The 23,522-nt window shown below is 38.8% G+C and carries 20 protein-coding genes and 1 pseudogene; 13 read left to right on the top strand and 8 right to left on the bottom strand.

Translation table 11 applies throughout. The annotated features are described in order from the left end of the window. Positions 1–288: 288 nt before the first annotated feature. Together BJK46_RS01290 and BJK46_RS01295 are read left to right on the top strand one after the other, a co-directional pair. On the top strand, positions 289–768 hold the full coding sequence (locus tag BJK46_RS01290; protein ID WP_014612720.1) for an arginine repressor: 480 nt from the start codon (positions 289–291) through the stop codon (positions 766–768). A 117-nt stretch (positions 769–885) separates the two neighbouring features. Next, positions 886–1,758, top strand: coding sequence for an alpha/beta hydrolase (locus BJK46_RS01295; RefSeq protein ID WP_015729797.1), 873 nt, complete (start codon positions 886–888; stop codon positions 1,756–1,758). 127 nt (positions 1,759–1,885) lie between these two features. Here the strand turns inward: BJK46_RS01295 and BJK46_RS01300 are convergent, their stop codons facing one another. From BJK46_RS01300 to BJK46_RS01320, 5 genes are all read right to left on the bottom strand, one after another. After that, positions 1,886–2,488 carry a response regulator transcription factor gene (locus BJK46_RS01300; RefSeq protein WP_015729796.1) on the bottom strand — a complete coding sequence of 201 codons (603 nt, stop codon included), beginning with the start codon at positions 2,486–2,488 and terminating at the stop codon, positions 1,886–1,888. After that, a complete protein-coding gene (locus BJK46_RS01305) occupies positions 2,485–3,585 on the bottom strand; it encodes a sensor histidine kinase (RefSeq protein ID WP_037542059.1) in 1,101 nt (366 codons plus the stop codon). The genes BJK46_RS01300 and BJK46_RS01305 overlap by 4 nt, the downstream gene beginning before the upstream one ends. Then, positions 3,582–4,313, bottom strand: coding sequence for an ABC transporter permease (locus BJK46_RS01310; protein WP_015729794.1), 732 nt, complete (start codon positions 4,311–4,313; stop codon positions 3,582–3,584). Before BJK46_RS01310 ends, BJK46_RS01305 begins: the two co-directional genes overlap by 4 nt. Continuing rightward, a complete protein-coding gene (locus BJK46_RS01315) occupies positions 4,310–5,182 on the bottom strand; it encodes an ABC transporter ATP-binding protein (RefSeq protein ID WP_103263683.1) in 873 nt (290 codons plus the stop codon). Before BJK46_RS01315 ends, BJK46_RS01310 begins: the two co-directional genes overlap by 4 nt. A 226-nt stretch (positions 5,183–5,408) precedes the next feature. Next, positions 5,409–5,732, bottom strand: coding sequence for a magnetosome magnetite crystal formation protein family (locus BJK46_RS01320; RefSeq protein WP_014612722.1), 324 nt, complete (start codon positions 5,730–5,732; stop codon positions 5,409–5,411). A gap of 594 nt (positions 5,733–6,326) precedes the next feature. Between BJK46_RS01320 and BJK46_RS01325 the strand changes: the two genes are divergently transcribed. Next, the gene (locus BJK46_RS01325; protein WP_014612723.1) at positions 6,327–7,160 is read left to right on the top strand and encodes a peptidoglycan recognition protein family protein; all 834 of its coding nucleotides are present in this window, start codon (positions 6,327–6,329) and stop codon (positions 7,158–7,160) included. Between the two features lie 54 nt (positions 7,161–7,214). Here the strand turns inward: BJK46_RS01325 and BJK46_RS01330 are convergent, their stop codons facing one another. Beyond that, positions 7,215–7,715, bottom strand: a complete 501-nt coding sequence (locus BJK46_RS01330; RefSeq protein WP_014612724.1) for a YagU family protein — start codon at positions 7,713–7,715, stop codon at positions 7,215–7,217. A gap of 382 nt (positions 7,716–8,097) precedes the next feature. Between BJK46_RS01330 and BJK46_RS01335 the strand changes: the two genes are divergently transcribed. From BJK46_RS01335 to BJK46_RS01350, 4 genes and pseudogenes are all read left to right on the top strand, one after another. After that, positions 8,098–8,655, top strand: coding sequence for an NADPH-dependent FMN reductase (locus BJK46_RS01335; protein WP_014612725.1), 558 nt, complete (start codon positions 8,098–8,100; stop codon positions 8,653–8,655). A gap of 661 nt (positions 8,656–9,316) precedes the next feature. Continuing rightward, positions 9,317–13,648, top strand: coding sequence for an LPXTG-anchored surface protein SpsM (gene spsM, locus BJK46_RS01340; RefSeq protein ID WP_103263684.1), 4,332 nt, complete (start codon positions 9,317–9,319; stop codon positions 13,646–13,648). A gap of 201 nt (positions 13,649–13,849) precedes the next feature. Next, a complete protein-coding gene (locus tag BJK46_RS01345; RefSeq protein ID WP_014612727.1) occupies positions 13,850–14,131 on the top strand; it encodes a hypothetical protein in 282 nt (93 codons plus the stop codon). 10 nt (positions 14,132–14,141) lie between these two features. Then, positions 14,142–14,289: pseudogene (locus BJK46_RS01350) on the top strand (transposase); the annotation flags it as partial. A gap of 305 nt (positions 14,290–14,594) precedes the next feature. Here the strand turns inward: BJK46_RS01350 and BJK46_RS01355 are convergent. Then, positions 14,595–15,836, bottom strand: a complete 1,242-nt coding sequence (locus tag BJK46_RS01355; RefSeq protein ID WP_099991805.1) for an aminoacyltransferase — start codon at positions 15,834–15,836, stop codon at positions 14,595–14,597. 298 nt (positions 15,837–16,134) lie between these two features. Between BJK46_RS01355 and BJK46_RS01360 the strand changes: the two genes are divergently transcribed. From BJK46_RS01360 to BJK46_RS01385, 6 genes are all read left to right on the top strand, one after another. Continuing rightward, positions 16,135–17,115 carry a LacI family DNA-binding transcriptional regulator gene (locus tag BJK46_RS01360; protein WP_020220073.1) on the top strand — a complete coding sequence of 327 codons (981 nt, stop codon included), beginning with the start codon at positions 16,135–16,137 and terminating at the stop codon, positions 17,113–17,115. Between the two features lie 184 nt (positions 17,116–17,299). Then, positions 17,300–18,376, top strand: coding sequence for a Gfo/Idh/MocA family protein (locus BJK46_RS01365; RefSeq protein WP_103263471.1), 1,077 nt, complete (start codon positions 17,300–17,302; stop codon positions 18,374–18,376). A 21-nt stretch (positions 18,377–18,397) separates the two neighbouring features. After that, positions 18,398–19,438 carry a Gfo/Idh/MocA family protein gene (locus BJK46_RS01370; RefSeq protein ID WP_014612735.1) on the top strand — a complete coding sequence of 347 codons (1,041 nt, stop codon included), beginning with the start codon at positions 18,398–18,400 and terminating at the stop codon, positions 19,436–19,438. 15 nt (positions 19,439–19,453) lie between these two features. Continuing rightward, on the top strand, positions 19,454–20,422 hold the full coding sequence (locus BJK46_RS01375; RefSeq protein ID WP_063284487.1) for a sugar phosphate isomerase/epimerase family protein: 969 nt from the start codon (positions 19,454–19,456) through the stop codon (positions 20,420–20,422). A 46-nt stretch (positions 20,423–20,468) separates the two neighbouring features. Next, positions 20,469–22,115 (top strand): glycoside hydrolase family 13 protein, encoded by a 1,647-nt coding sequence (locus BJK46_RS01380; RefSeq protein ID WP_181559395.1) that lies wholly within the window; start codon positions 20,469–20,471, stop codon positions 22,113–22,115. A 195-nt stretch (positions 22,116–22,310) separates the two neighbouring features. After that, a complete protein-coding gene (locus tag BJK46_RS01385; RefSeq protein WP_226957591.1) occupies positions 22,311–22,631 on the top strand; it encodes a hypothetical protein in 321 nt (106 codons plus the stop codon). 51 nt (positions 22,632–22,682) lie between these two features. Here BJK46_RS01385 and BJK46_RS01390 read toward each other — a convergent pair whose 3' ends face one another. Then, positions 22,683–23,522: a sugar ABC transporter permease gene (locus tag BJK46_RS01390; RefSeq protein WP_014612739.1), complete on the bottom strand. Its 840-nt coding sequence runs from the start codon at positions 23,520–23,522 to the stop codon at positions 22,683–22,685.

The following is a 23,522-nucleotide window of genomic DNA, read 5'->3' on the forward strand; positions in this document are numbered from 1 at the left end:
AATCATGTATTCAATGCATAAAATTGATAGATTATACATGCTGAGTACTTGAATGGTCCATAAGAATGAATAATCATTGAATATGTCGTGAGGCGCGCAATGAAAGATGGTGCTTCATTCAATATGATGTATGGATATCCATTTGATGGGGAGGTGCGTCTGATGAATATGAAAAGGGCGTTTTGAGAGGTGCCAAAAAGTTCACATCTGAGAATATCATATTTTGTTATGATAATGATGTGTATGGTTGTCTGACTGACTTATCATCAGATTAAGGAGTTTAAAAGTATGAAGAAGAGTAAGAGATTAGACTTAGTATCGATGGTTGTAAAGGAACACGATATTCATACGAAAGCAGAAATTGTAGATTATATTGAACAGCATTTTGGCATCCGATACAGTCTTGCTACGATTAGTCGAGATTTAAATGAGTTGAAGATTTATAAAATGCCATCAGAAAACCAACAACGATGTTACAGACAATATAACGACAATGCACCAAAAGAAGCGAAAGCAAGACTCATTGATTTGTATCAAGAGGAGATAATTTCCCTCAGTATTAAAGATACGTACTTAATTATTAAAACGACACCCGGTTTTGCACAAACGGTGAATTTTTATATCGATCAAATGAATTTAAAAGAAGTGATCGGGACGATAGGCGGTAATGATACGATCTTAGTGATTACGCATTCGAATGAACTTTCCAAATTTGTACATTACAAACTGTTCGATCAAACGTATGAAACGCCACATGTGAAACACTAGTCCTAATATATAGGAAAATTGCACAAAATTGACTTTTCATGGATTTTGCAATAGAATCAGGTAAATTTAGTCAACATCGATGAGAGTGCATCGAGGGCGTATAAAGAGGTGACATCCATGAAAAAGTTTTGGAAATGGAGTATTGGTATAGTGATACTATTGATTGTCGTGTGGGTGACGTATATAGCTATCTACCGCAATACATCTATCGCCAATAATCCAAAACATGCCAAGTACATTGATAGCGCAACACCGACGTTATTTTTGCATGGTTACGGCGGGACGGTGAACTCTGAAAAGTTTTTAGTGAAGGAAGCGGAAAATCAAGGTGTCACGCAAGACGTCATTACCGCGCACGTCGACGAAGCGGGTGAAGTGAAATTAAAAGGACATTTGGATAGTGACGCGATTAATCCTATTGTACAAGTCGTATTGAAAGAGAATAAAGAAGTAGACCCAGATGTGAATGCAGAATGGTTTAAAAATGTGTTAGTTGCTTTACAAACAAAATATCACATTAAAAACTTTAATTTTGTCGGACATTCAATGGCAAATATGACTTTTGCGCAGTATATGGCGACGTATGGTAAAGATACCGCATTGCCACAGTTGCAACGTCAAGTGAATATCGCTGGGACGTTTAACGGCGTGCTGCATATGAATGAAGAAGTGAATGAAATTACGCTTGATGCGGAGGGCAAACCTAGTCGTATGAACCCACCTTATCAAGATTTACGTGTATTAAAAGATGTGTATAAAGGGAAGAATATTGATGTCCTCAACATATACGGAGACTTAAAAGACGGTACGCACTCTGACGGCAGTGTATCGAATACGTCTTCTCGTTCATTGAAATATCTACTTGGGGGCAGTGCGAAAACGTATCGTGAATCTGAATATGTCGGTCCAAGTGCGCAACATAGTGAATTGCATGATAATGAAAAAGTTGCGCGTGAACTGATTCAATTTTTGTGGGGTAAATCACTGTGAAATGCATTTGAAAATGATGACAACTGAATGAACATGAAACGACCACCGCACGTATAGGAAGATGTGCGTGGTCGTTTTTTAGGATAGGTGAATGTATAGTAGGTATGTGCCAAAGTATAGTCTCGTGCTATATCCATCCTTTATCATGCGCTTTTTTCCATGCATCGAAGCGGTTGTCTGCCTGGAGTTTGTCGATGATGGTCGATGTATAATTGCGTATAGTGCCATCTGATAAATATAGGGTTTGCGCAATTTCTTTACTCGTCAGCCCTTTGCCAATTTCTTTCAATACCAATTGTTCTTTATCAGTGAGAGGATTGCGCTCTGTCACAAGCGAGGTCATTAACGCGTCACTGTATTCTTTTTGACCTGCTATAACATGATGTATCGTCTGAACGAGCTCATCGACGGAACGTTCCTTTAATACATATGCATCGACATCGTGTGCCACCGCTGTTTCGAAGTAGCCTGGACGTTTAAATGTAGTGACAATAATAACCTTCACGTCGATGGCTTGTGCACGAATGTGTTGTAATACTTCAAGGCCGGTTAATCCAGGCATTTCGACATCTAATATAATCACATCAACAGGTGTTGTTTGGACGGTTTCTAGAGCAGCTTGTCCATTGCCCACATCAGCCACAACATGAATAGTGTCATGAAGTTGCATCAGTTGGACCATCGCTTGACGTAACATCGTTTGATCTTCCGCTAACACGACGCGAATCATAGTGCCACACTCCTCGGTATTAGAATTTGTATGTGTAGTCCTTCATTATTTTCTATATGTAATTGCCCTTTTAATACTTCGACACGGGCTTGTATGCTTTGGAGATGAATAGGGGACTTGTCTCGAATGCCGCAACCATTATCTTGGATGTCGAGCTGCAATCCGTCAGTCGTTTCGGATAAAGCCACATGGACTGTTGTCGCGTCGGCATGTTTAATAATGTTGTTCATCGCTTCGCGGAGTACCATCGCGAGTAATCCTTGTTTTGCTGGATTCAATGCATATGCGAATTGTACGCCTTCAAAATGAAATTCCAAATTGGCATCTTTTAACAACGTCTCTACAGATGCCACTTCTTCCGCAAAAGACGGGATTTTTAAATCATTAATAATGGCACGTATTTGATTGAGTGTTTCCTTTGAAATGTCGTTTAGGCTTTGTATTTCAGTTTTTGCACGGTCTGGCTTCGTATCAATCAACTTCAGTGCTAGCTCGGATTTTAAGCTTAATGCCGCAAAAACGTGTCCGAGTGTATCATGTAAATCTTGCCCGATGCGGTTACGTTCTTGTTCAGCAATTAAAAAGTTCAACTGCTTATTTTTAGCCTCGATTTCGTGTTGATAATGTGCTTGCTCAATTTTTTTAAAGTTTGCAAACATCATTAAATTAATCACAGTGAAAAAGATTAATAAGGCGATGGTATAATAATAATCTGGATAATAAATAAGCGACACAATGATACAAAGCACCATCGTAGTAATGAACGTCACATATTCTTTGGACCATACATTTGCTTTAAAAACGTAAGGAATCGCAAAAGCACTATAAAACAAAAACAGTGCATTCATCGGGTTAAGCGCGTATACGAAATAAATAACACCTGCATATTGAAGGACGAGTAACGTATACATCAGACCGTAAGACAGTAATGGATGACACACTACAAGGGTCGTATAGACAATGACAAAGAGGCAAGTCACAACGACTAAAACATCGTGACGCCCAAAAATGTATGGATTCCATAAGTTAAGTATCGGAAAGAGTAAATAAAGTAAACTGGATAAATTCAAATAATGTAAATCTAACTTTTTAATCATATCGTTTCACTTCTTTGTCGAATATAGAGTGCAAGTGTTAAGAAAATTATACAATATACCAATAATACGATTAAAGATGTCAGTGGAAAAGATTGATGCAAACTAACCGTGTAAGACAACTGTTTAAGGTGATAGGTCGGTGTGACTAGTGCGACATGTTGCATTAAGGTCGGAAATTGTGACACTGGAAACCACAGACCACCGAGAACGGCTAGAGCTAAATACAAAATGTTGCCGACCCCACTCGCCTTTTGGACATCATTCATCTGTGCAAGTAATGCCCCCATACTCAACATGAGACTCGCCCCGAACCAAATTAAAACTCCTGAACTCACCCATTGCGTCCACGCCATTTGTACGCCTTTAAACTGTGCAGCTATTGTAAAAATAATAACAATCGACAGTGCAAATTGACACATTGTTTTACCAATTTTTATACCGATGTAGTGTGCGGGTGTAAGTGGTGTGCGCATGAGTCGCTTGTACCATCCGCGTGTGCGTTCGTCAATAATGTCAAAAGGGAAAGAAAACAAGCAAAAACTCATTAAACTAAATGTCGTCATATTGTACATATATTCTTGATTAAACTTTGCCATGATAGGTTGAGGTAGGTCAAGAATGGATGTAAATAATAAATAGAATGTGACTGGCAATAGAACGGCAAGTACAAAGCGTGTTTTGTGTCGCGTGAGTAGTCGGAGTTCTGTCAAAAAATAATGTTTGATCATTGTGATACACCGCCTTGGTCCTGTTTGAATATAATCTCGAGTAGTGAATGGTGATGAATTTCAATATGTTGCAAAGGAATATGGAGTGCGAGTAACTCGATTAATGTTTGCTGCACATCCGCTGTTTCAATTTGAAGTTGACCATCATTTATTGGCATGGGTTTGATGCGAGACAACTGTAATATCAGTGCTTCAGATGGTGGTATCGGTAATGTGATGATGGAATGGCCTTGTTTACGTTTAATATTTTGAGGTGTATCATCCATCACTAAACATCCTTGATTGAGTACAATGACGCGATCTGCCATTTGCTCCACTTCTTCTATGTAATGAGACGTATATAAAATCGTACGTCCATTTGCTTTCAACTGACGAATAATGGACCAGAAATGTTGGCGCATTTCGACATCCATTGCACTTGTCGGTTCGTCTAAAATAAGACATTGCGGTTGACCGACCAGTGTTAACGCAAAGTCAAGAATGCGTTGTTGCCCACCTGAAAGTTGAGTCGCAAATTGGTGGAGCTGTTTTTTTGTAAACCGTGTAAGGGCCACCCATTCTTCAAAAGGTAAGGGCGACGGATAACAATGTGCAAACAAGTGATACAGTTCAATGACTTTCATACGTTCTGGAAAGTGACTTTGTTGAAACAGCACGCCTAACCGTTCAGAGGTTAAAAGATGGTCAGGATCTTCAATCGTGCCTTGTACAGGATGACGGTCACCGATAATCATATCAATAAGCGTGGTTTTTCCAGAGCCATTTGGACCAATAAGTGCGGTACATTGGCCGGTACGAATTGGAAAAGAGACGTCATTCACAACAGGTTTTTGGTGATAGGTTTGGGTTAAATGCGCTATTCGAATCATATAAATCACATCCTTGGATAGGTTATGTTTATTGTATGTTTGTAGTTGCGCGCGTAGTAGTGAAGTTTGTCACGAGATTCATATGACATTTGTCACTAATTTGGAGTGGAAGCGAGATGAAGAGGTTAAAGTGGAAATCAAAAGCCCGAACAAATCAATGTCCGAGCCTAAAAGCAAGTAAAAGTCTCAATTATTGTCGCCAATAGAATGTGTATAGAGACATCAATTAAAGTTGGTCAACAACTAATACTTTAATGCCAGCATACAAGTTATACACTAAGTAATAGAGAGAACCGACAATTGTAATAATGATGACAATCACGAGTAAAGTTGTCAGCACCGCACCGCTTGTATTAAAGAGCACCATGAAACAAGCGAAAGCGATGATGGAAAATACAGTCGGCAAAATGTGATAAATCAATGCTTTCTTTCCATGTGTTGACACAGGCTGTGGTGCAACCAACCATACGATCAATGGAAATAACACCGGTGCAAAAAATACGCTAAAATATGAAAGAAAAGCTAATAATTTTTCTGTTGTCGTTGACATTGTGTCACTCTCCTTTTTGTCATTATAATCATAACTTTCTTTGGATTGAGATGATTATTTTAGAGTTTTACAAAATATACCTTTTATGTTTTCCACACTACCGCGTCTGTTAAACGTTTCCTCAAAAGTGAGTCGTTTTGATGTGAACTGCACCTCAAAGTTGTTGATATCAAAATGGAGCCTTAGTTTAAAGTATCAATTAATCATAATAATGGAAAATACTTAGCACTGTAGCGGAATGGATTAAAAATATCATATTTTGTTTGATAGCAAGGGTGACCTTATTAAGATGCGTGTTGAACTTTTGTCATTGAGAATCATAATCCGAAGTAGACCAAAGATAAAGAGGCGTATATAAATTCAAACGTGCAGATGAACAATCATATACTCAGTGTACTTACAAAAATGAATGGAGAAAATAACATAAACACTACGATGAGAAAGGAAAATGAGCGATATCTCAACATAAAATAATTTATCGACAATCGATAGAGTATTGACTTTAACAAGGAACGGCGTTATATCTTTTATATAAAAGTGTTATAGGATTATCTATATTTTAAATAATTAAAAAGATAGAAAGGTGTGGTTAAAATGCTTAAAGGTTTTACAACGATGGCATTGTCTACTGTAATGACACTGAGTACATTATGCTTTGCCACAACAAATGTTGCACGAACTTTTTTTACAACGGCTTTTGCATCAACAACTAGCTTGCAGACTACTATACTAAACCCTCAACCTATGCCGAACCACCAAAACTTGACCCTTCAAAGTGAACAGCAACAATCGCGCTCATCGTCAGAAGCGTTTCCTCCAATTCCTTATCCCGATGTCAACCAATACATTATGAAAAATCATATCCCTCATTCTCCAGTTGTAAAAGATGCACGTATGAACACACTCCCTAAAATTCCGTATAAATATGGTACATATATCGGTGTCGTTATCCATGAAGTCGGTGAAGATGACCGCACGTTACCGCAATGGGTGGACCGTATGTATCGGACGTATGATCGCGCATTTGTCCACGCATTTGTAGATGAAAAAGAAATTCGTCTCACTGCACCATCTAACTATCTAGCTTGGGGAGCGGGGAAACAAGCCAATCCCTATTTTTATCATATTGAGCTTGTACGCGTATACAGCTTTGATGACTTTGCAAGATCAGTAAATAACCAAGCATGGCTCGCAGCATACATGTTGAAACAACAAAATATTGAACCAACACTCGCGGATGATCAAGAAGGGGTAGGTTCAGTCATTAGTCATTATGCGATTATGAAATATTGGGGCGGCACAACGCATACAGACCCTATCGCGTATTATAATAGATGGAATTACAACATGGAAAAATTCTTTGAGTTAGTGAAATATCATTATGAGCAAATGGAAGATCACGAAGTTGTGACTGATAAAGAAGAATGAGAATAAGAAGAGTGGGCTAGGAAAACGTCAAGATGTCCTAGCCCATGTTTTATTTTATTGAAGTTCAGATTGATGCTTATAAAAGTAAAGTTGACGGGCACCTTCAATCGTCATCATCCAAACGATATGTCCGAATAACTCAGATAAATGCTCTTGGAAAGGCTGATTCCATGGTGCAGGAACAGTGTGCATCAGTGGCATTAAAATCAAATGGAAGAACACCCAAATGACTATCCCGAAAACAGCCCCGTAACCCATAGCGACGGCTGCATACTTTTTCACTAACATGCAGTAAATTACAGCGATAACAATTGAAAAACTGAAATGAACGATAAAGCTCACCCACGGCAAGTCCATATGCGAAAATGTATAAGTTTGATGTGTGAAATCATGACTGAATCCCATTTGTTGTAACAATTCTTGCGGTGGATTCGTCGCATTTCTTTCTGGTGTACGCGGTGGAAACATGACTTCCCAGCCGAGTTTAACGATTCCAGATAATATACCTCCAATTATACCTGTAAAGAGCAACATACCCCATTGTCGTTGTCTCATTATCAGGACCTCCTCATTGTATCAGATATTCAAAGTATAGCGATATGTGAAAATTTTATCAATATATTATTTTGGGATAATTTTGAACGTTTGATGGAGAAAAATGGTGTGAAACACAAAGTTCAATCGAGTTTGTGACCAAAAGTTATAACGAGAGCGTATGGATGTAACTTTAATGTCATGTGATTCGCAGTAGGGAGGCCCTTTAACGTTCATCAATATAGTTGGAAGATACAACATAAACAAATATGTTGAAAAAGATTAATCAAGTTATAATGAATTCATACAGTCAGTAAAATGTAAAAAATTGTGTTATGATAGTACCAAATTTAATATCAGTCGTAAGCAGATTTGAAAAATGATTATCTAAAGGAGAGTTAAGATGAAAAATATTGTATTTATTTGTGGTAGCTTGAGAAAAGGTTCTTACAACCGCATTTATATGGAGAAAATGATGCAACAAGTTCCTGAAAATTGGAATATTAAAGAGGTATCATTTAAAGATGTTCCCGTTTACAACTTTGATCTTGAAGGCGACCAAGAGCCAGCAGCTGTAACAGCATTTCGTGATGCATTAGGCGAAGCAGACGGCATTATCATCGTTACACCAGAGTACAATACAGGTACACCAGGGCCATTGAAAAATGCGATTGACTGGGCGTCTCGTATTAAAAATAGAGGGGATCGTTCCCCATTAATAGACCGTCCGTTTGCGATTGCGGGTTGTTCACCAGGTGCTACAGGATCAGCGCTGTCACAAGCACAGTTAAGACAGACATTAACAGCGATGAATGCGCACATTATGCCAGGGCCTAAATTGATTGTTGGTCGCGTTCATGAGTTAATTACAGAAGCAGGAACAATTGAAGATGAACGTACGATTGCTTACATGAAACGTTTTGTGAATGCGTTCGATGCGTATGTTGACCGTTTAAATTAATTAATAAAAAGTTCATGGTAGTGTTGACTATCATGAGCTTTTTTAATTTTGATGTTAAGCAAGTCTTTAAGAGAATTGCGCATTGACATCGAAATCTATAAAGATAACTTGATTACATTATTCAGTTAATACGTCGAAAAAAAAAGAAAATAAATATGCTGACAATTAACGTTTTGATTACAAAATGATTTAATTTTTACATATTGTCAATAAATGCACAACGATTCAATTAGCGAGCCTTATTAAAAATAAACTTCAAACAGGCACCAGACCAATTTAAAATGAACATCGTCAACTATTTTAACTATTGGATTTTTAAAGGAACATATGAAATGATTTGTGTCATTTGGAGTAAGTATCGTGTCATATCAAGGCTTATCCTCATTTATTAGAGTAAAACCAATGGGATAAAAAGTATACCACTTTGTTCAACAGTCCAATCTATAAAATATAGCGATTTTTAATCATAAATTACATCAACGCTTGTCCTTATTGAGTTGGTCAGACCAATTCTTTTAAAAGGATTGGCGTTTTTTATTACGAGCGCATGTAAAGATTTTTCAAATATTTATGACATTATTAATTTCGGTGATAGAATGACCGGAGTTGTAATAAAAGCTTTTTAAATACTTAAGATTGATAATGAGGAGTTGATAATTTCATGAATAAATCAAGAACTAAACATTTTAATTTTTTATCAAAACGTCAGAATCGGTATGCTATTCGCCACTTTTCAGCTGGTACTGTGTCAGTGCTTGTAGGAGCAGCTTTCTTGCTAGGTGTCCATACGAGTGATGCATCTGCTGCAGAACAAGATCAAACATCTGAAGCAAAGCAAAACCTCTTTGATGCTTCCGCTATTTTTGGCGCTTTAACAGAGACGAACGAAAAGGTAGCACAAGTGACGCCCACAGAAAAAAATCTTTCATCAGTTGAAGAAATGAGAGATAAAAGCACAACTGGAAATGGACCATCAATAACATCACCACAAACTGTAGAACAAAATAATGCAGTACAACCAACAGCAACACCTATTAATGACACAGAAAATTCAACCGAAGCCCCTATGAAAGAACAATCGAATGATGCACAAACGACTGACGAAAGTAACAATGCCACTCAGAAAAATAATACTGAACCCCAAGCAAACAATGAAATATCAGCGCGTAATGCAAAAACAACAGCATATTTAACAAGTGAAACCTTTACGACAGCAACGTCTACAACTGATATGCCTACACAGAAACAAGAATATCCATCTTTAGAAAATCCAACAAATCAATCGCAAACGAACAGAGCACAACCACCAACAATGGAAGCACCCAAACTGGCAGAAGGATTAGACAATCTATTAAAAAAATCAACTTTCGAAAGTATGTACGTGACAACAAGAAATCAATTTGACAAAGAGACGGCTTCTAAAACAAAAGCATGGCCGAGTGATGTTGTTCCAGAAAATCAAGTAGAGATACTTGCTGATGCAATTCAAAATGGCTATATCAAATCTGTAAATGATGTGACCAATAAAGCACATACGTTATCTGGACGTGCATGGATGTTAGACCACGGAACACCAACGACAATAGCTAATGGTTTAACACCTGTTCCAGAGGGCACTAAAGTTTATTTGCGGTGGATAGATCAAGATGGTGCCACTTCGCCAATTTATATAGCAAAAACGACAAGTAGATTAAGCGCTGCGGATGGTAATCAAGTGGGTCCAGGTGCTTATGCTTTCGATTTACGCACAGGTTGGATAGATGCTAAAGGAAAACACCACGTATATAGAGCAGTAAAGGGTCAATATTATAAAATATGGATCAATGATTTTAGAACTAAAGACGGTAATATCGCTACAATGTTACGTGTTGCAGGAGGATATGTTCCCGGAACGTACGTGGATTCTGTGACATACAACAATATGGGCCAATTTCCATTAATTGGTACAAATATGCAACGTACAGGTATCTTTATGACAACGATACCTTCAGAACAATATTTAATATCAAAACATTACGTGAAAGATACAAAAGGTGCTGCAGCAAATCCAGCCGTCACGATAATTGAAAATAACTTTGTGAGCGGCAAAGTTTGGATAGAAACAGGTGCTGGAGATTATGTGAACTCAGCGACAGGTCCAAACCACAATGCGAAAGATGTCGTTGCCTCTGGATACAAAGTGGTCATGTCATCATTAACAGATCAAGGTGCTAAAGCCTACGATGCGCAAGTCAATCGCTTGCCGAAGAAAGATCGAGCAGAAGCAGCACGTCAATTATTAATAAAACATCCAGAATATATCGCAGCAACTGTAGAAGGGATAACGAATGAGTGGGGGAGATATACATTGCGTTTCCCTAAAGGCACATTCAACAAAGACCATCTTTACGGTTACGTATTGGATTTTGATGGTGAAATTGTAAAAACTTATTCAGGTTTTACTTCACCAGAGTTCCGGAGACCGAATTATAATTTGACCGTTACACCGCAAACAGCTCCCTATTATAGACCCATTCGACGTGCATGGGTCAATGTTAATTTTGCGGTTATTGAAGCACCACAATCTCAAATCGAAATAAAAGAATTTGATGCAACCTCTAACCCTGCGCATCGTGGGCAAACAGCAACTATTGATATCATAGGTATGCCTAAAACTTCATTACTTACACGTGTACAATGGAAAGATTCATCGGGCAGTATTGTTGAAGATAGTGGTCCTGTTTTTACGGAAGAAGAGGCTGAACATATAGCGGAATTTGTAATACCGTCTAGCGCAAAATCAGGCGAAGTGTATACTGTACAACTCGTGGTAGGTAATCATATCGTAGCTTCGGACTCTCTTATTGTACATGTCAATGAAGAAGCGGCGACATATCATCCGATATACCCATCGACAACAGTAGAATCAGGTCAAAGAGTAACGATTCCAGCACCTAAGAATATGGATGGCAAACCTTTACTAGATGGCACAACTTTTGAAAAAGGTCATCACGTACCAACTTGGGCTTTAGTGAATGGTGATGGCTCGATTACAGTAAAACCTGGAGAAAAAGTAGCAGAGGGTGAGTATGATATTCCAGTGATTGTGACATATCCAGATGGTTCTAAAAACACAATCTTTGCACCTGTGACCGTTGAAGAAAAACAACCAATGGCATCGCAATATGAGCCAATAACAACTGGAGTATCGAAACCATTTGGAAACCCAGTAATGCCAACTGATGTAACAGATTCAATTCAAGTACCGAACTATCCATTGGAAGGGCAACAACCGACAGTAACAGTGGATGATGAAAGTCAATTACCAGATGGAACAACAGAAGGTTACAAGGATATAGATGTAACAGTGACATACCCAGACGGAACAAAGGATCGTGTCAAAGTTCCAGTCGTAACGGAACAACAATTAGATAGTGATAAATATGATCCGGTCGCAACAGGTATCTTGAAACCGTTTGGTACTCCAACAACAGAGGAAGACGTTATAAAATTAGTGGAGATACCGAAATATCCAACAGACTTAACACAACCAAAAGTAACAGTGACGGTTCCAAATACTTTACCGGATGGGCAAACGCCAGGTAAAGTAGACGTTGATGTGACAGTAACGTATCCAGATGGTTCCACAGATCACATTTCAGTTCCAGTTTGGACAAACAAGCATCTGGATAAAGACAAATATAACCCAATAACGACTGGGGTATCGAAACCATTTGGAATCCCGGTAACGCCAACTGATGTAACAGATTCAATTCAAGTACCGAACTATCCATTGGAAGGACAACAACTGACAGTAACAGTGGATGATGAAACACAATTACCAGATGGAACAACAGAAGGTCACAAGGATATAGATGTAACAGTGACATACCCAGACGGAACAAAGGATCATATCAAAGTTCCAGTCGTAACGGAACAACAACCAGATAATGAAAAATATGAGCCAACAACTAACGGAATCACGAAAAAGTACGGTATCCCTACGACAGAGGATGAAGTGATAGATATAGTTCGAATTCCATATTTTCCAGTAGATGGCGTGCAACCTATTGTAACGGTAAATGATCCTAGACTATTGCCAAATGGTCAAAAAGAAGGTCAAATCAATGTTCCAGTCACAGTGACGTATCCGGATGGCACAAAAGATCTCATGACAGTTCCGGTTATTACAGGTAAGCAAGCAGAAAATGAAAAATACGATCCAATCACATTAGGAGTAACTAAAGATTATGGTGATCCTACAACTGCAAACGATGTGACAAAATCAATCCAAATACCAACATATCCAGCAGGTGGCGAACAACCAATCGCAACAGCGGATGATGAAAGTCAATTACCGGATGGCACAGTAGAAGGTAAAGTGGATATTCCAGTCACAGTGACGTATCCGGATGGTACTCAGGATCATATCACTGTCCCAGTATTTACCAATCAACAACGAGATAATCAAAAGTATGAACCAGCCAGTAAAGCTGTGACGAAAATACATGGTATATCGGTAACAGGCACTGATATGACAGATACTAAGAAAAATCATAACTATCCAGCAGGTGGTGAACAACCTAAAGTTACTGTGAAAGATGACAATCAATTATCAGAGGGTAAAGTCGATTCAACAGTGGGTGCGGATAATGTGACAACTACAGATGATTTATCAAGCGTAACTGCGGCATCTCATGGTCATCAAACAAGTGTACAAACAACAAAAGAGAACCAATCAGTGCATGATGAAGAGGTGACGATCCCAACAGTTGCACATGTGTCTACAATAATGACAGGTGTGGTAAAGGGTGAGCAAGAAGCGACGGATATCGTGGCTAGACCACATGTTGAAACAACTCGACTCCCATCAATTTCAGCGCGAGCAACAGTTAAACAACTACCAGAAACGGGTGAAAACAACGAACAATCAGGTGTTTTATTAGGTGGATTTATTGCGTTCATGGGTAGCTTACTTTTATTCGGCAGACGTCGCAAACCAAAGAAAGATTAATCAATGAAGGCTTGTCCTTGTAAATACGAGGGCAGGTCTTTTTTAATTCACTTATATCACTTTGACCTTTTAAATGATAATATATAAGTTAGTAGTTTTATGAAATATAGTTTACTTATTACATTTATTTTATTTATAATAGTTTTGATAGAGATTATTTCATCCGCCAAATAGAGAAAAAGAGGGATTGGAGTGTATGAAATGAGTTATGTTGTAGGTATTAGTTTTACGATTTTGATTTTATTAACGGGTTTTTGGTTTATTATTTTTAATCGTCATCAACCTATTATTTTCTTTTTTCCAGACAAGGCACGTACCAATATATTAACAGGAAGATCTTTTCTAGTTTTAAGTCTGGTTTACTTTATCATTGTCATTATTTTACCCGTACGTATCTCAACCATGTTGTTACTTTACATAGGTTTGACGGTGCTTGATTTAATTGTCATGTACATATTATTGAAACTAGAAGTGATTGAATAATGAGCAATATGTGAGACGGCGATGTGAAAGAAAAGGCGTAGAGATAATAGAAGGCGAAGCATGTAAAAATCATATACACATGCTAGTGAGTATTCCAGCAAAACTAAGTGTTTCTCAATTTGTAGGATATTTAAAAAGGTAAAAGTAGTTTAATGATTTTGATAGATATGAATTTATGTCATGAAATCAGCCTAATGTTAGTAAGTGAGTAACAAAAGCTCATCACATAGATAGTTCAATCAGGATAGGCGAGTTCGGTAGTGAGATGACAGGTACACATAAGCCTACACAGGCCTTAATTTAAGTGGGGTCCAAATTCATGTACTAAGGCTTGACATGATGTGGAAAAGGGTAACTGAATTTTTTAAGCGACTTTCATATACACAAAATAAACCACCTAGCACGGTTATCCAGGAGTGAGGTGGTTTAATACTTCTCGTTAATAACGTGTATGAATGTGGTGTTAGCGCTTCAGTAATCGAGCACATCGATACATCATTGGCATGATTGGTTTAACAAAATCACCGACATATTCCTCTACATGTGCCCCGAAACCTTCTTTAAAACGTTGTACACCGTAATCTTCTGCATGCTTCGTAAAATCACCTGTAATACCGTAAAAATTATAACGGTCAATGCCTTGTTGTTTGGCGAACTGAATCATGTCCCATTGTAATCGATAGGCGCCCATATACGCATTGTACTTAGGATTCGATCCACTCGATAAATAGTACACTTCATGACGGTTGTAAATATAAATCGCCGCAGCTAAATCTAATATTTCGCCATCTTCAACGATTAATTGACGCGTTTTTTCAATTTTGCGTTCTTGTGCTTGTAGTTGTTGTTCAGTTTGTTTTAATTTAGTTTTGTTTTTCTTAGAGTTAGGATGACTTTCTAACGCCGCTTGAGTTTCTGCAATTGTCGCTTTTAATGTGTCTAATTTCTCAGTTTGCTTCTTCAAAAGGTTATTTAAATCAATAAACGCCAACTTGATCATACTATTTTTCGCATACATTTTCTGCATTTCTTCAAAATAAGGCAAGTCTCTAAAAGTAAAGCCATGTTTTTCTTCAGCCATTTGAAAAAGTTTAAAAAAGCGCTCTGTTTCTTCGATAGGTAAAGTTTTGACTTGGACATCCATTTCATATGTCTTTTTAATGTTACGTCGTGTTTGGTAATCCATTTCTTCTAAAAGTTGCTGTTCGGATTTATCTTTTAGGTCAAGTACAGAAAGCCAACGTATTTGACTGTGACTCGAGTATCCTATTGGAAAACCTTGATGTTTGTAGCCAAGACGATCTAATGTTTTGAAAAGTTGAGCATGCTCGAAGTGTTGCGTAATATTCCCTTTTGCGTCACGAATGTGGTTGCGCACATAAGGATCGATTAACACATACAGGCAACGCTGTTTTTTTAAGTATTGTGTGAGGTGTTCAAAAAAGAATTGGACAAGTTCGAGATTGTTGTAATCTAACACTGGACCACGGTGTGTATAAAAATATTTAAAAAATTTAAGTGCACGTGCTTCGGTTAATAAACAAGCCGCAATCACTTCATCTTGGTCGTTTTTAACGCCGACTAAATGGACATCATTTTTATATTTATTTCTATAATGGTAGTGACCTGCGTCTTGCGTATAATGTGAAAAATGGTTTGTTACAAAGGCATCAAAATCATCAACACTCAATTGCGTAAAGTACATGTCAACCCTACTTTCTTTATTTTGTTTCATATAGTATTAAATATACTAAAATAGTCAGACATTTTCAAAGTATTTTATAATGCGCAATGTCATATATTGTGCGTTATTTTAGTATTTACAAATAGTAAAAATGATGAAGTATTAGATGAGGGCATACCAGTTAAAGTGTGAGAAGGGTTTAAGTCATCGCATATTTTTAAAATGGGATAATAGTTATACAGGGATTAGAAGAAACAAGCGATGGTGTATTTTTTGTGTTATATTTAATTTATTACGAAGACATAAAAGGGGAAGGACTATGGTAAGTGTAAAGGATGTCGCAAAGTTAGCAAATGTATCGACAGCAACGGTTTCACGGGTGCTCAGCAATACGGGGAAGGTCAAGCCGAAAAATCAACAACGCGTGTTAGAAGCCGCCAAAGCACTTGGCTACCATCCGAATAATATCGGGAGACAACTGCGTAAAATGGAGACGATGACGATTCTTGTCGTTGTACCGGATATTACCAATTCATTTTTCTCAGCGATACTCAGAAACATTGAAAATATTGCACGAGAACACGGCTATGAAGTGATTCTCGGAGATACGCAAAATCAACAAGGTGATACATATTTTTCTTATTTGTATGAAAAGAAAGTCGATGGCATGATCGTGCTCACGTCCTATCTTGATCTTGAAAATTTAGAAAAAGTCAGTGCGCAATACCCCCTTGTGCTCGCTTGTGAACAAATTAAAGAAATTAATGTGCCTTCTGTTTCAATTAATCATATTGAAGCATCTGCATTGATGACACGCCATTTAATAGAAGCTGGACATACGAAAGTGGGACATATTACAGGCCCATTGGATGGTATTTTAGGTCAATACCGCTTGCAAGGCTTTCGTGAAGCAATGGACAGCCATGGTTTAACGGTACGTGATGATTGGGTGATAGAAGGGGACTTTTCTTTAGAGTCGGGTTATCGCATTGGCAAGCAATTACTTGAACAAGCTGAAATGCCGACTGCGTTATTTGTCGCCAATGATGAAATGGCGATTGGCATTATGAAAGAGTTGAAAAAGCATGGGAAACGCGTCCCTGAAGATATGGCGATCGTAGGATTTGATAATATTATTTTGTCAGAAATTGTCGACCCAGGTTTGACGACTTACGCGCAACCTGCAACTGAAATTGGGATACGTGCGATGGAAAAATTGTTAGTGCTATTAAAAGGGGAAGATTTGGAAGAACGCGATACTTTACTGGAAGGTGAGTTGTTAATACGTCAATCGACTTAAAACAGTTCAAATGTATCTGATTAATGCGCGTTGATGATAGTAAAATAAGTTGATGCATCCTGTGTGAATCCGTTTACAATAGGATGCATTTTTGTTATATTTTAAAATGTAATCGATTACAAAATATAGAAACACGATCGAACTGAAAGAGACGGAAATATCATCAAAGATTGGAGTGTGTTGTATGGGGATTAAAGTAGGCATCATTGGTTGTGGGGGTATCGCGAATGGTAAACATTTACCGAGTTTAGCACAAATCGATGACGTAGAAATAGTGGCATTTTGTGATATTGACATCGAAAAAGCAAAGGCAGCAGCCATAACGTTCGGAACGGTTAATGCAAAAGTGTATCAAGATTATCAAGAATTATTAAAAGATCAAACGATTGATGTCGTACATATTTGTACACCGAACTATCTTCATTGTGACATGACGGTTCATGCACTTGAAGCAAATAAGCATGTCATGTGTGAAAAACCAATGGCCAAAACCACTGCCGAGGCGCAACAAATGTTAGATGCGGCAAAACGGACAGGTAAAAAACTGACGATTGGTTACCAAAATCGATTTCGTGTTGACAGTCAATTTTTGCATCAAGTAACTGCGCGTGGAGATTTAGGAGATATTTATTTTGGTAAAGCGCATGCCATTCGACGTCGTGCCGTGCCGAACTGGGGCGTCTTTTTAGATGAAGAAGCACAAGGTGGAGGCCCGTTAATTGACATTGGGACACATGCGTTAGATCTCACACTTTGGATGATGAACAATTATGAACCGGCTGCTGTCATGGGGTCTACATTCCATCAATTGAGTCAGCAAGAAAATGCCGCCAATGCTTGGGGACCGTGGAATCCGAAAGACTTTACTGTAGAAGATTCAGCATTCGGATTTATTAAAATGAAAAATGGTGCCACAATTATTTTAGAGTCCGCGTGGGCACTTAACTCTTTAGACGTAGATGAAGCGAAATGTTCGTTATCAGGAACAAAGGGCGGCGCGGATATGAAAGATGGCTTACGTATTCACGGCGAAGAGTTGGGTACATTGTATACGAAACACATCGAACTGGACAATAAAGGTGTCGATTTTTATGAAGGCGAGACAGTGGATGAAGCGTTGGAAGAAGCAAAGGCATGGATAGACTGTGTTCGAAACGATATACCGCCTCGTGTAAAACCTGAAGAAGCGCTTGTCGTTACACAAATATTAGAAGCGATTTATGAGTCGGCCCGTACTGGAAAAGCCGTTTATTTTGATTAAGACAACGAAGGAGACATCACGATGAAACCATTAAAAATAGGTGTAATAGGAACTGGCGGCATTGCTAGAGATCGCCATATTCCACTCATTCAGCAACATGAACGTGCAGAACTTATAGGTGTATATGACGTGAATGAAGCACTCGCACGAGAAGTTGCGACACAATTTGAGATTGCGTACGTTGCGCCGACTTTAGAAGCATTGTTAGCACAAGTAGAAGCAGTGATCATTTGTACACCGAACAAGTTTCATGCAGATTTGACGATTGCTGCGCTCGATGCAGGTGTACATGTGCTATGTGAAAAACCAATGGCGATGACGACTGCAGAATGTGATGCGATGATGGCAGCTGCACAACGCAATGCGCGTATATTAACGATTGCATATCATTACCGTTTTACGGATGTGGCACAAGCAGCAAAACAAGCCGTCGCGCAGGGTGCGGTCGGTGTGCCGGTAGTCTCCCGTGTGCAAGCGTTACGTCGTCGAAAAGTGCCTGGATGGGGCGTGTTTACGAATAAAGCATTGCAAGGTGGCGGTTGTTTAATCGACTATGGTTGTCATGTGCTCGACCTCGTATTATGGCTGTTAGAAGATGCGCAACCGACAGAAATTTTAGGCCGTACATACAATGCTTTAAGTCGTCAGCCGCAGCAATTGAATGAGTGGGGGACATTTGATTACAAGACTTTTGATGTGGAAGACCACGCGACCAGTTATGTAACATTTGAAAACGGTGCGAGTATGCAATTTGAATGTTCTTGGGCAGCGAATATTCATCACGACAAGTTAGACGTGAGCATTTCAGGTGATGCGGGTGGCTTACAATTATTCCCATTTGAAATGTATGCACCACAATCAGACGGTTATCATATTTTGGAACAAGATGTCAGCTTAAATGAAGGTGTTGCCGCATCCCGTCAGATGGATCATTTTATTCGCAGTTGCTTTGGGGAGGTAGAACCATTAGTCAAACCTGAAGAGGCAAGACGTGTGACGCAATTGATTGATGCGATTTATCAAAGTGATAGAGAACGACAAAGTATCACAATACAAGGATAGGAAGGTGTGTTCCATATGAAGTTAGGTGTATTTTCAGTATTATTTTATGATCGTGATTTTGAACAGATGTTAGATGATGTTGCTGCAGCAGGCCTCGATATGATCGAAGTCGGTACAGGGGGCAATCCAGGAAATAAATTTTGTGACCTTGATGCACTGCTAGCAGACGAAAATGAGCGACAAATTTTTATGGATAAAATTCATCAACGTGGGCTAGAGGTTAGTGCTTTCAGTTGCCATAACAACCCTATTGCTCCGGATGAAGCAGAAGCAAAAGAAGCCGATGAAACGTTGCGCAAAACGATTCAATTAGCGGCGTTACTCGGTGTCCCTGTCGTGAATACTTTCTCAGGTATTGCAGGTTCTGATGACAGTGCAAAATATCCGAACTGGCCGGTAACCCCTTGGCCAACAGCTTATTCTGAAATTTATGATTATCAATGGAATCAAAAGCTCATTCCATATTGGCAAGATTTAGCAGTATTTGCGAAATCACACGATGTCAAAATTGCAATAGAACTGCATGCCGGTTTTCTCGTACATACACCATATACACTGTTGAAGCTACGAGAAGCCACAAATGAATATATCGGCGCAAACTTAGACCCGAGTCATTTATGGTGGCAAGGCATTGATCCTATCGCAGCGATCCGCATTTTAGGCCAAGCGAATGCGATTCATCATTTTCATGCGAAAGATACGTACATTAATCAAGATAACGTGAATATGTACGGTTTAACAGATATGCAACCGTATCAACAAGTTGCGACACGTGCTTGGACATTCCGTACAGTCGGGTATGGTCATAGTCCTTACGAATGGGGCGAAATGATTAGCCAATTAAGAATTCATGGCTACGATTATGTGCTCAGTATCGAACATGAGGATCCGATTATGTCAGTAGAAGAAGGGTTTCATAAAGCTGTAGAAAATTTAAAATCAGTTAATATCTACGATCAAGCGCCCGATATGTGGTGGGCTTAAGCATAACAGCATGGGAAGTGAAGGAGGTCTCAAAATGAGCGATACAATAGCCAGACAATGGTGGAAGGAAGCGGTGGCATACCAAGTATATCCCCGCAGTTTTAATGATTCGAATGGGGATGGAATAGGTGACTTAAGAGGCCTCATTGAAAAGTTAGATTATTTACAGGAACTCGGTATTGATGTCATTTGGTTAAGTCCGATGTTTCCATCACCGAATGCAGATAATGGTTATGATATTAGTGATTATCAAGCGATTAGTGAAACATACGGGACGATGGCAGATTTTGATGAATTGCTTGAAAAAGTGCATGCACGTGGGATGAGATTGATTTTAGATCTTGTAGTCAATCATACGTCTGATGAGCATCCATGGTTTATCGAGTCTAAGCAAAGTTGCCACAACCCAAAACGTGATTGGTACATTTGGCGAGATCCCGCAACGGATGGGTCTGAACCGAATAACTGGGAAAGCATTTTTAACGGCTCGACTTGGAAATATGACGAGACAACGAATCAATACTATTTCCATTTGTTTAGTGAGAAGCAACCGGATTTGAACTGGGAAAATCCAGCAGTTCGCGATGAAGTGTTTAACATGATGAATTGGTGGTTTGATAAAGGGATTGATGGTTTTCGTGTCGACGCCATTACGCATATTAAGAAATCATTTGAAGCAGGCAACCTTCCTGTACAAGAAGGTCAACAGTATGCCCCTGCGTTTGACGTGGCGATGAATCAACCAGGTATTTTAACGTGGTTACGTGAAATGAAGGCCAAATCCCTGTCGCACTATGACATTATGACAGTCGGTGAAGCAAACGGTGTAAACCCGGATGATGCTGAAAACTGGGTCGGTAGTGACAAAGGTGTTTTTAACATGATTTTCCAATTTGAACATCTTGGGTTATGGGATAATGTGGCATCACGTCTAGATATTAAAGCATACAAGCACGTGCTGAATCGCTGGCAAAAGCAGTTAGAAAATATTGGGTGGAATGCATTGTTTATTGAAAATCACGACCAACCACGCCGTGTGTCGACATGGGGAGATGACCAACAATATTGGTATACTTCCGCGACCAGTCATGCGCTCGTCTACTTTTTACAACAAGGCACGCCGTTTATTTATCAAGGCCAAGAAATTGGAATGACGAACTATCCGTTTACTGATATTGAACAATTTGATGATGTGTCCGTTAAAAATGAATATCGTATTGTGCAAGAAGCGGGTGGCGATGTTGATTCATTACTTGAGAAATTGAGAATGGACAGTCGTGATAACTCAAGAACACCGATGCAATGGGATGCGAATGAACATGCAGGATTTACGACTGGGACACCATGGTTTCCAGTAAATCCGAACTATGTGGATATTAACGTGGCACAGCAAGAACAGGATCCGAAGTCGATTTTAAACTTTTATAAAGAGCTCATTCGGTTGAAGAAATCAGATGACATTTATACGTATGGGCAATTTGATTTGGTCGATGCCGATAATGGCCAGTTGTTTGCTTATACACGCTGTTTGGATGGTCGTACTGTAGTAATCATTGGCAATTTATCGGAAGAAGTTGCAAGTTTGAATACAGATTTGAAGTTAAATGAAGGAGAAGTGTTACTCCATAATCATGAAGGTGCAGTGGACTTTAACGCAATGCGCCCTTATGAAGCATGTGTCGTTGAACTTTAACATAACAATGTGATTGAGGCCGGGAAGTGAAATTCCTGGCCTTTTTATACACTTTCGTTGAGCAAGTTTAAATAAGATCGATGAGTGTTAAATGTATATGATGAATTTTCTATATGTCGTCGTAAATTTAATGAGGTGAACATGATGTTAAAAGATAAAGAAAGCTCTAGATAATTATACCAAGCCATCAGATAAATAGCAGATCGACTTGGAGATAAACAGTTAGAGACGATTTCTGTAAGCCTATTGTTACTCGATTTTGATTTTGAACATGAAACTTTCGAGCAACTCTTTTTAGCACTATTGAAGTATGTGGATAAAGTAGGTTCAGAGCATATCAAGCATCAAGAGATTTTAGATTTGATAGATTACACGATTCCTGAAGATAGAGAAATGAGTCTTTTTGTGAAAAATAAACTGATTATTGGTTTTGCTAATACGTATTTCCCAAAATTACAAGGATTAGCCGATGAGATTAAGTCAGAAAGGGAGGCTTCAATGGTAAAAGGCCTTTAATCACGAAAAAACAAGCAGAGTATGCGTGCTCTGCTTGTTTTTTGTAAACGTTTAGCCTTTTGTTGCCCCAGCCGTTAAACCGGAAACTAAATACTTTTGTAAGAATAGGAACACGATTGAGATAGGTAAGGCAATCATAATGGCTCCAGCTGCAAAGACTGTGAAATTATTGGCATACTGGTGATTAATAAAGTTAAACAATCCGACCGCCAATGTATATTTTTCAGGGCTACGTAAGAGGATCTTCGGCAAGATGAAGTCCATGAAAGGCCCCATGAAATTAAATAAGGCAACGACTGCTAAAATTGGTTTTGCAAGGGGTAACATAATTTGGAAGAAAATACGCATATGACTCGCACCGTCAATTTTAGCCGATTCATCAAGTTCTTTCGGTATCGTGTCGAAATAACCTTTAACTAGGAAGGCGTTCATCGGGATTGAACCACCGATATACACCAATGTTAAGCCGAGTAAAGAATCGAGTAGACCGATAGTATTGAGCAAGATATAAATCGCCACCATTGCCATGAGTACAGGGAACATTTGTAAGATGAGAAACGTGATTAAGCCGTATTTTCGTCCTACAAAGCGGTATCTAGAAAATGCATAAGATGTCAGTGTGACAAAAATCACGCTAAATAATGCATTTGCCGATGCGACGAGTAAAGTGTTTTTATACCATGTTAAATATTGGCTATTTTCATCTGTCAGTAAATAGATGTAATTGGCAAAGGTCGCATTGTCTGGAATCATCTTAGCGCCATAAAGCGTTGTGCCAGGATTGAGCGAGATGCCGAATGTCCAAAGCAATGGGTATAAAATGACGACAAACATGAACGCGATAAAGCCATAGATACCGATTGCTTTCCAAACTTTTTTCTTTTGGTTCAT

The sequence above is a fragment of the Staphylococcus pseudintermedius genome, from assembly GCF_001792775.2.
GTDB lineage: Bacteria > Bacillota > Bacilli > Staphylococcales > Staphylococcaceae > Staphylococcus > Staphylococcus pseudintermedius.

What these genes read in the sequence shown, in the direction of transcription:
- BJK46_RS01370 (WP_014612735.1), top strand. Translation starts at nt 18,398, where the DNA reads ATGAAACCATTAAAAATAGGTGTAATAGGAACTGGCGGCATTGCTAGA.
- BJK46_RS01320 (WP_014612722.1), bottom strand. Translation starts at nt 5,732, where the DNA reads ATGTCAACGACAACAGAAAAATTATTAGCTTTTCTTTCATATTTTAGC.
- BJK46_RS01345 (WP_014612727.1), top strand. Translation starts at nt 13,850, where the DNA reads ATGAGTTATGTTGTAGGTATTAGTTTTACGATTTTGATTTTATTAACG.
- BJK46_RS01375 (WP_063284487.1), top strand. Translation starts at nt 19,454, where the DNA reads ATGAAGTTAGGTGTATTTTCAGTATTATTTTATGATCGTGATTTTGAA.
- BJK46_RS01300 (WP_015729796.1), bottom strand. Translation starts at nt 2,488, where the DNA reads ATGATTCGCGTCGTGTTAGCGGAAGATCAAACGATGTTACGTCAAGCG.
- BJK46_RS01365 (WP_103263471.1), top strand. Translation starts at nt 17,300, where the DNA reads ATGGGGATTAAAGTAGGCATCATTGGTTGTGGGGGTATCGCGAATGGT.
- BJK46_RS01355 (WP_099991805.1), bottom strand. Translation starts at nt 15,836, where the DNA reads ATGTACTTTACGCAATTGAGTGTTGATGATTTTGATGCCTTTGTAACA.
- BJK46_RS01315 (WP_103263683.1), bottom strand. Translation starts at nt 5,182, where the DNA reads ATGATTCGAATAGCGCATTTAACCCAAACCTATCACCAAAAACCTGTT.
- BJK46_RS01390 (WP_014612739.1), bottom strand. Translation starts at nt 23,522, where the DNA reads ATGAACCAAAAGAAAAAAGTTTGGAAAGCAATCGGTATCTATGGCTTT.
- BJK46_RS01290 (WP_014612720.1), top strand. Translation starts at nt 289, where the DNA reads ATGAAGAAGAGTAAGAGATTAGACTTAGTATCGATGGTTGTAAAGGAA.
- spsM (WP_103263684.1), top strand. Translation starts at nt 9,317, where the DNA reads ATGAATAAATCAAGAACTAAACATTTTAATTTTTTATCAAAACGTCAG.
- BJK46_RS01295 (WP_015729797.1), top strand. Translation starts at nt 886, where the DNA reads ATGAAAAAGTTTTGGAAATGGAGTATTGGTATAGTGATACTATTGATT.
- BJK46_RS01335 (WP_014612725.1), top strand. Translation starts at nt 8,098, where the DNA reads ATGAAAAATATTGTATTTATTTGTGGTAGCTTGAGAAAAGGTTCTTAC.
- BJK46_RS01325 (WP_014612723.1), top strand. Translation starts at nt 6,327, where the DNA reads ATGCTTAAAGGTTTTACAACGATGGCATTGTCTACTGTAATGACACTG.
- BJK46_RS01305 (WP_037542059.1), bottom strand. Translation starts at nt 3,585, where the DNA reads ATGATTAAAAAGTTAGATTTACATTATTTGAATTTATCCAGTTTACTT.
- BJK46_RS01330 (WP_014612724.1), bottom strand. Translation starts at nt 7,715, where the DNA reads ATGAGACAACGACAATGGGGTATGTTGCTCTTTACAGGTATAATTGGA.
- BJK46_RS01360 (WP_020220073.1), top strand. Translation starts at nt 16,135, where the DNA reads ATGGTAAGTGTAAAGGATGTCGCAAAGTTAGCAAATGTATCGACAGCA.
- BJK46_RS01310 (WP_015729794.1), bottom strand. Translation starts at nt 4,313, where the DNA reads ATGATCAAACATTATTTTTTGACAGAACTCCGACTACTCACGCGACAC.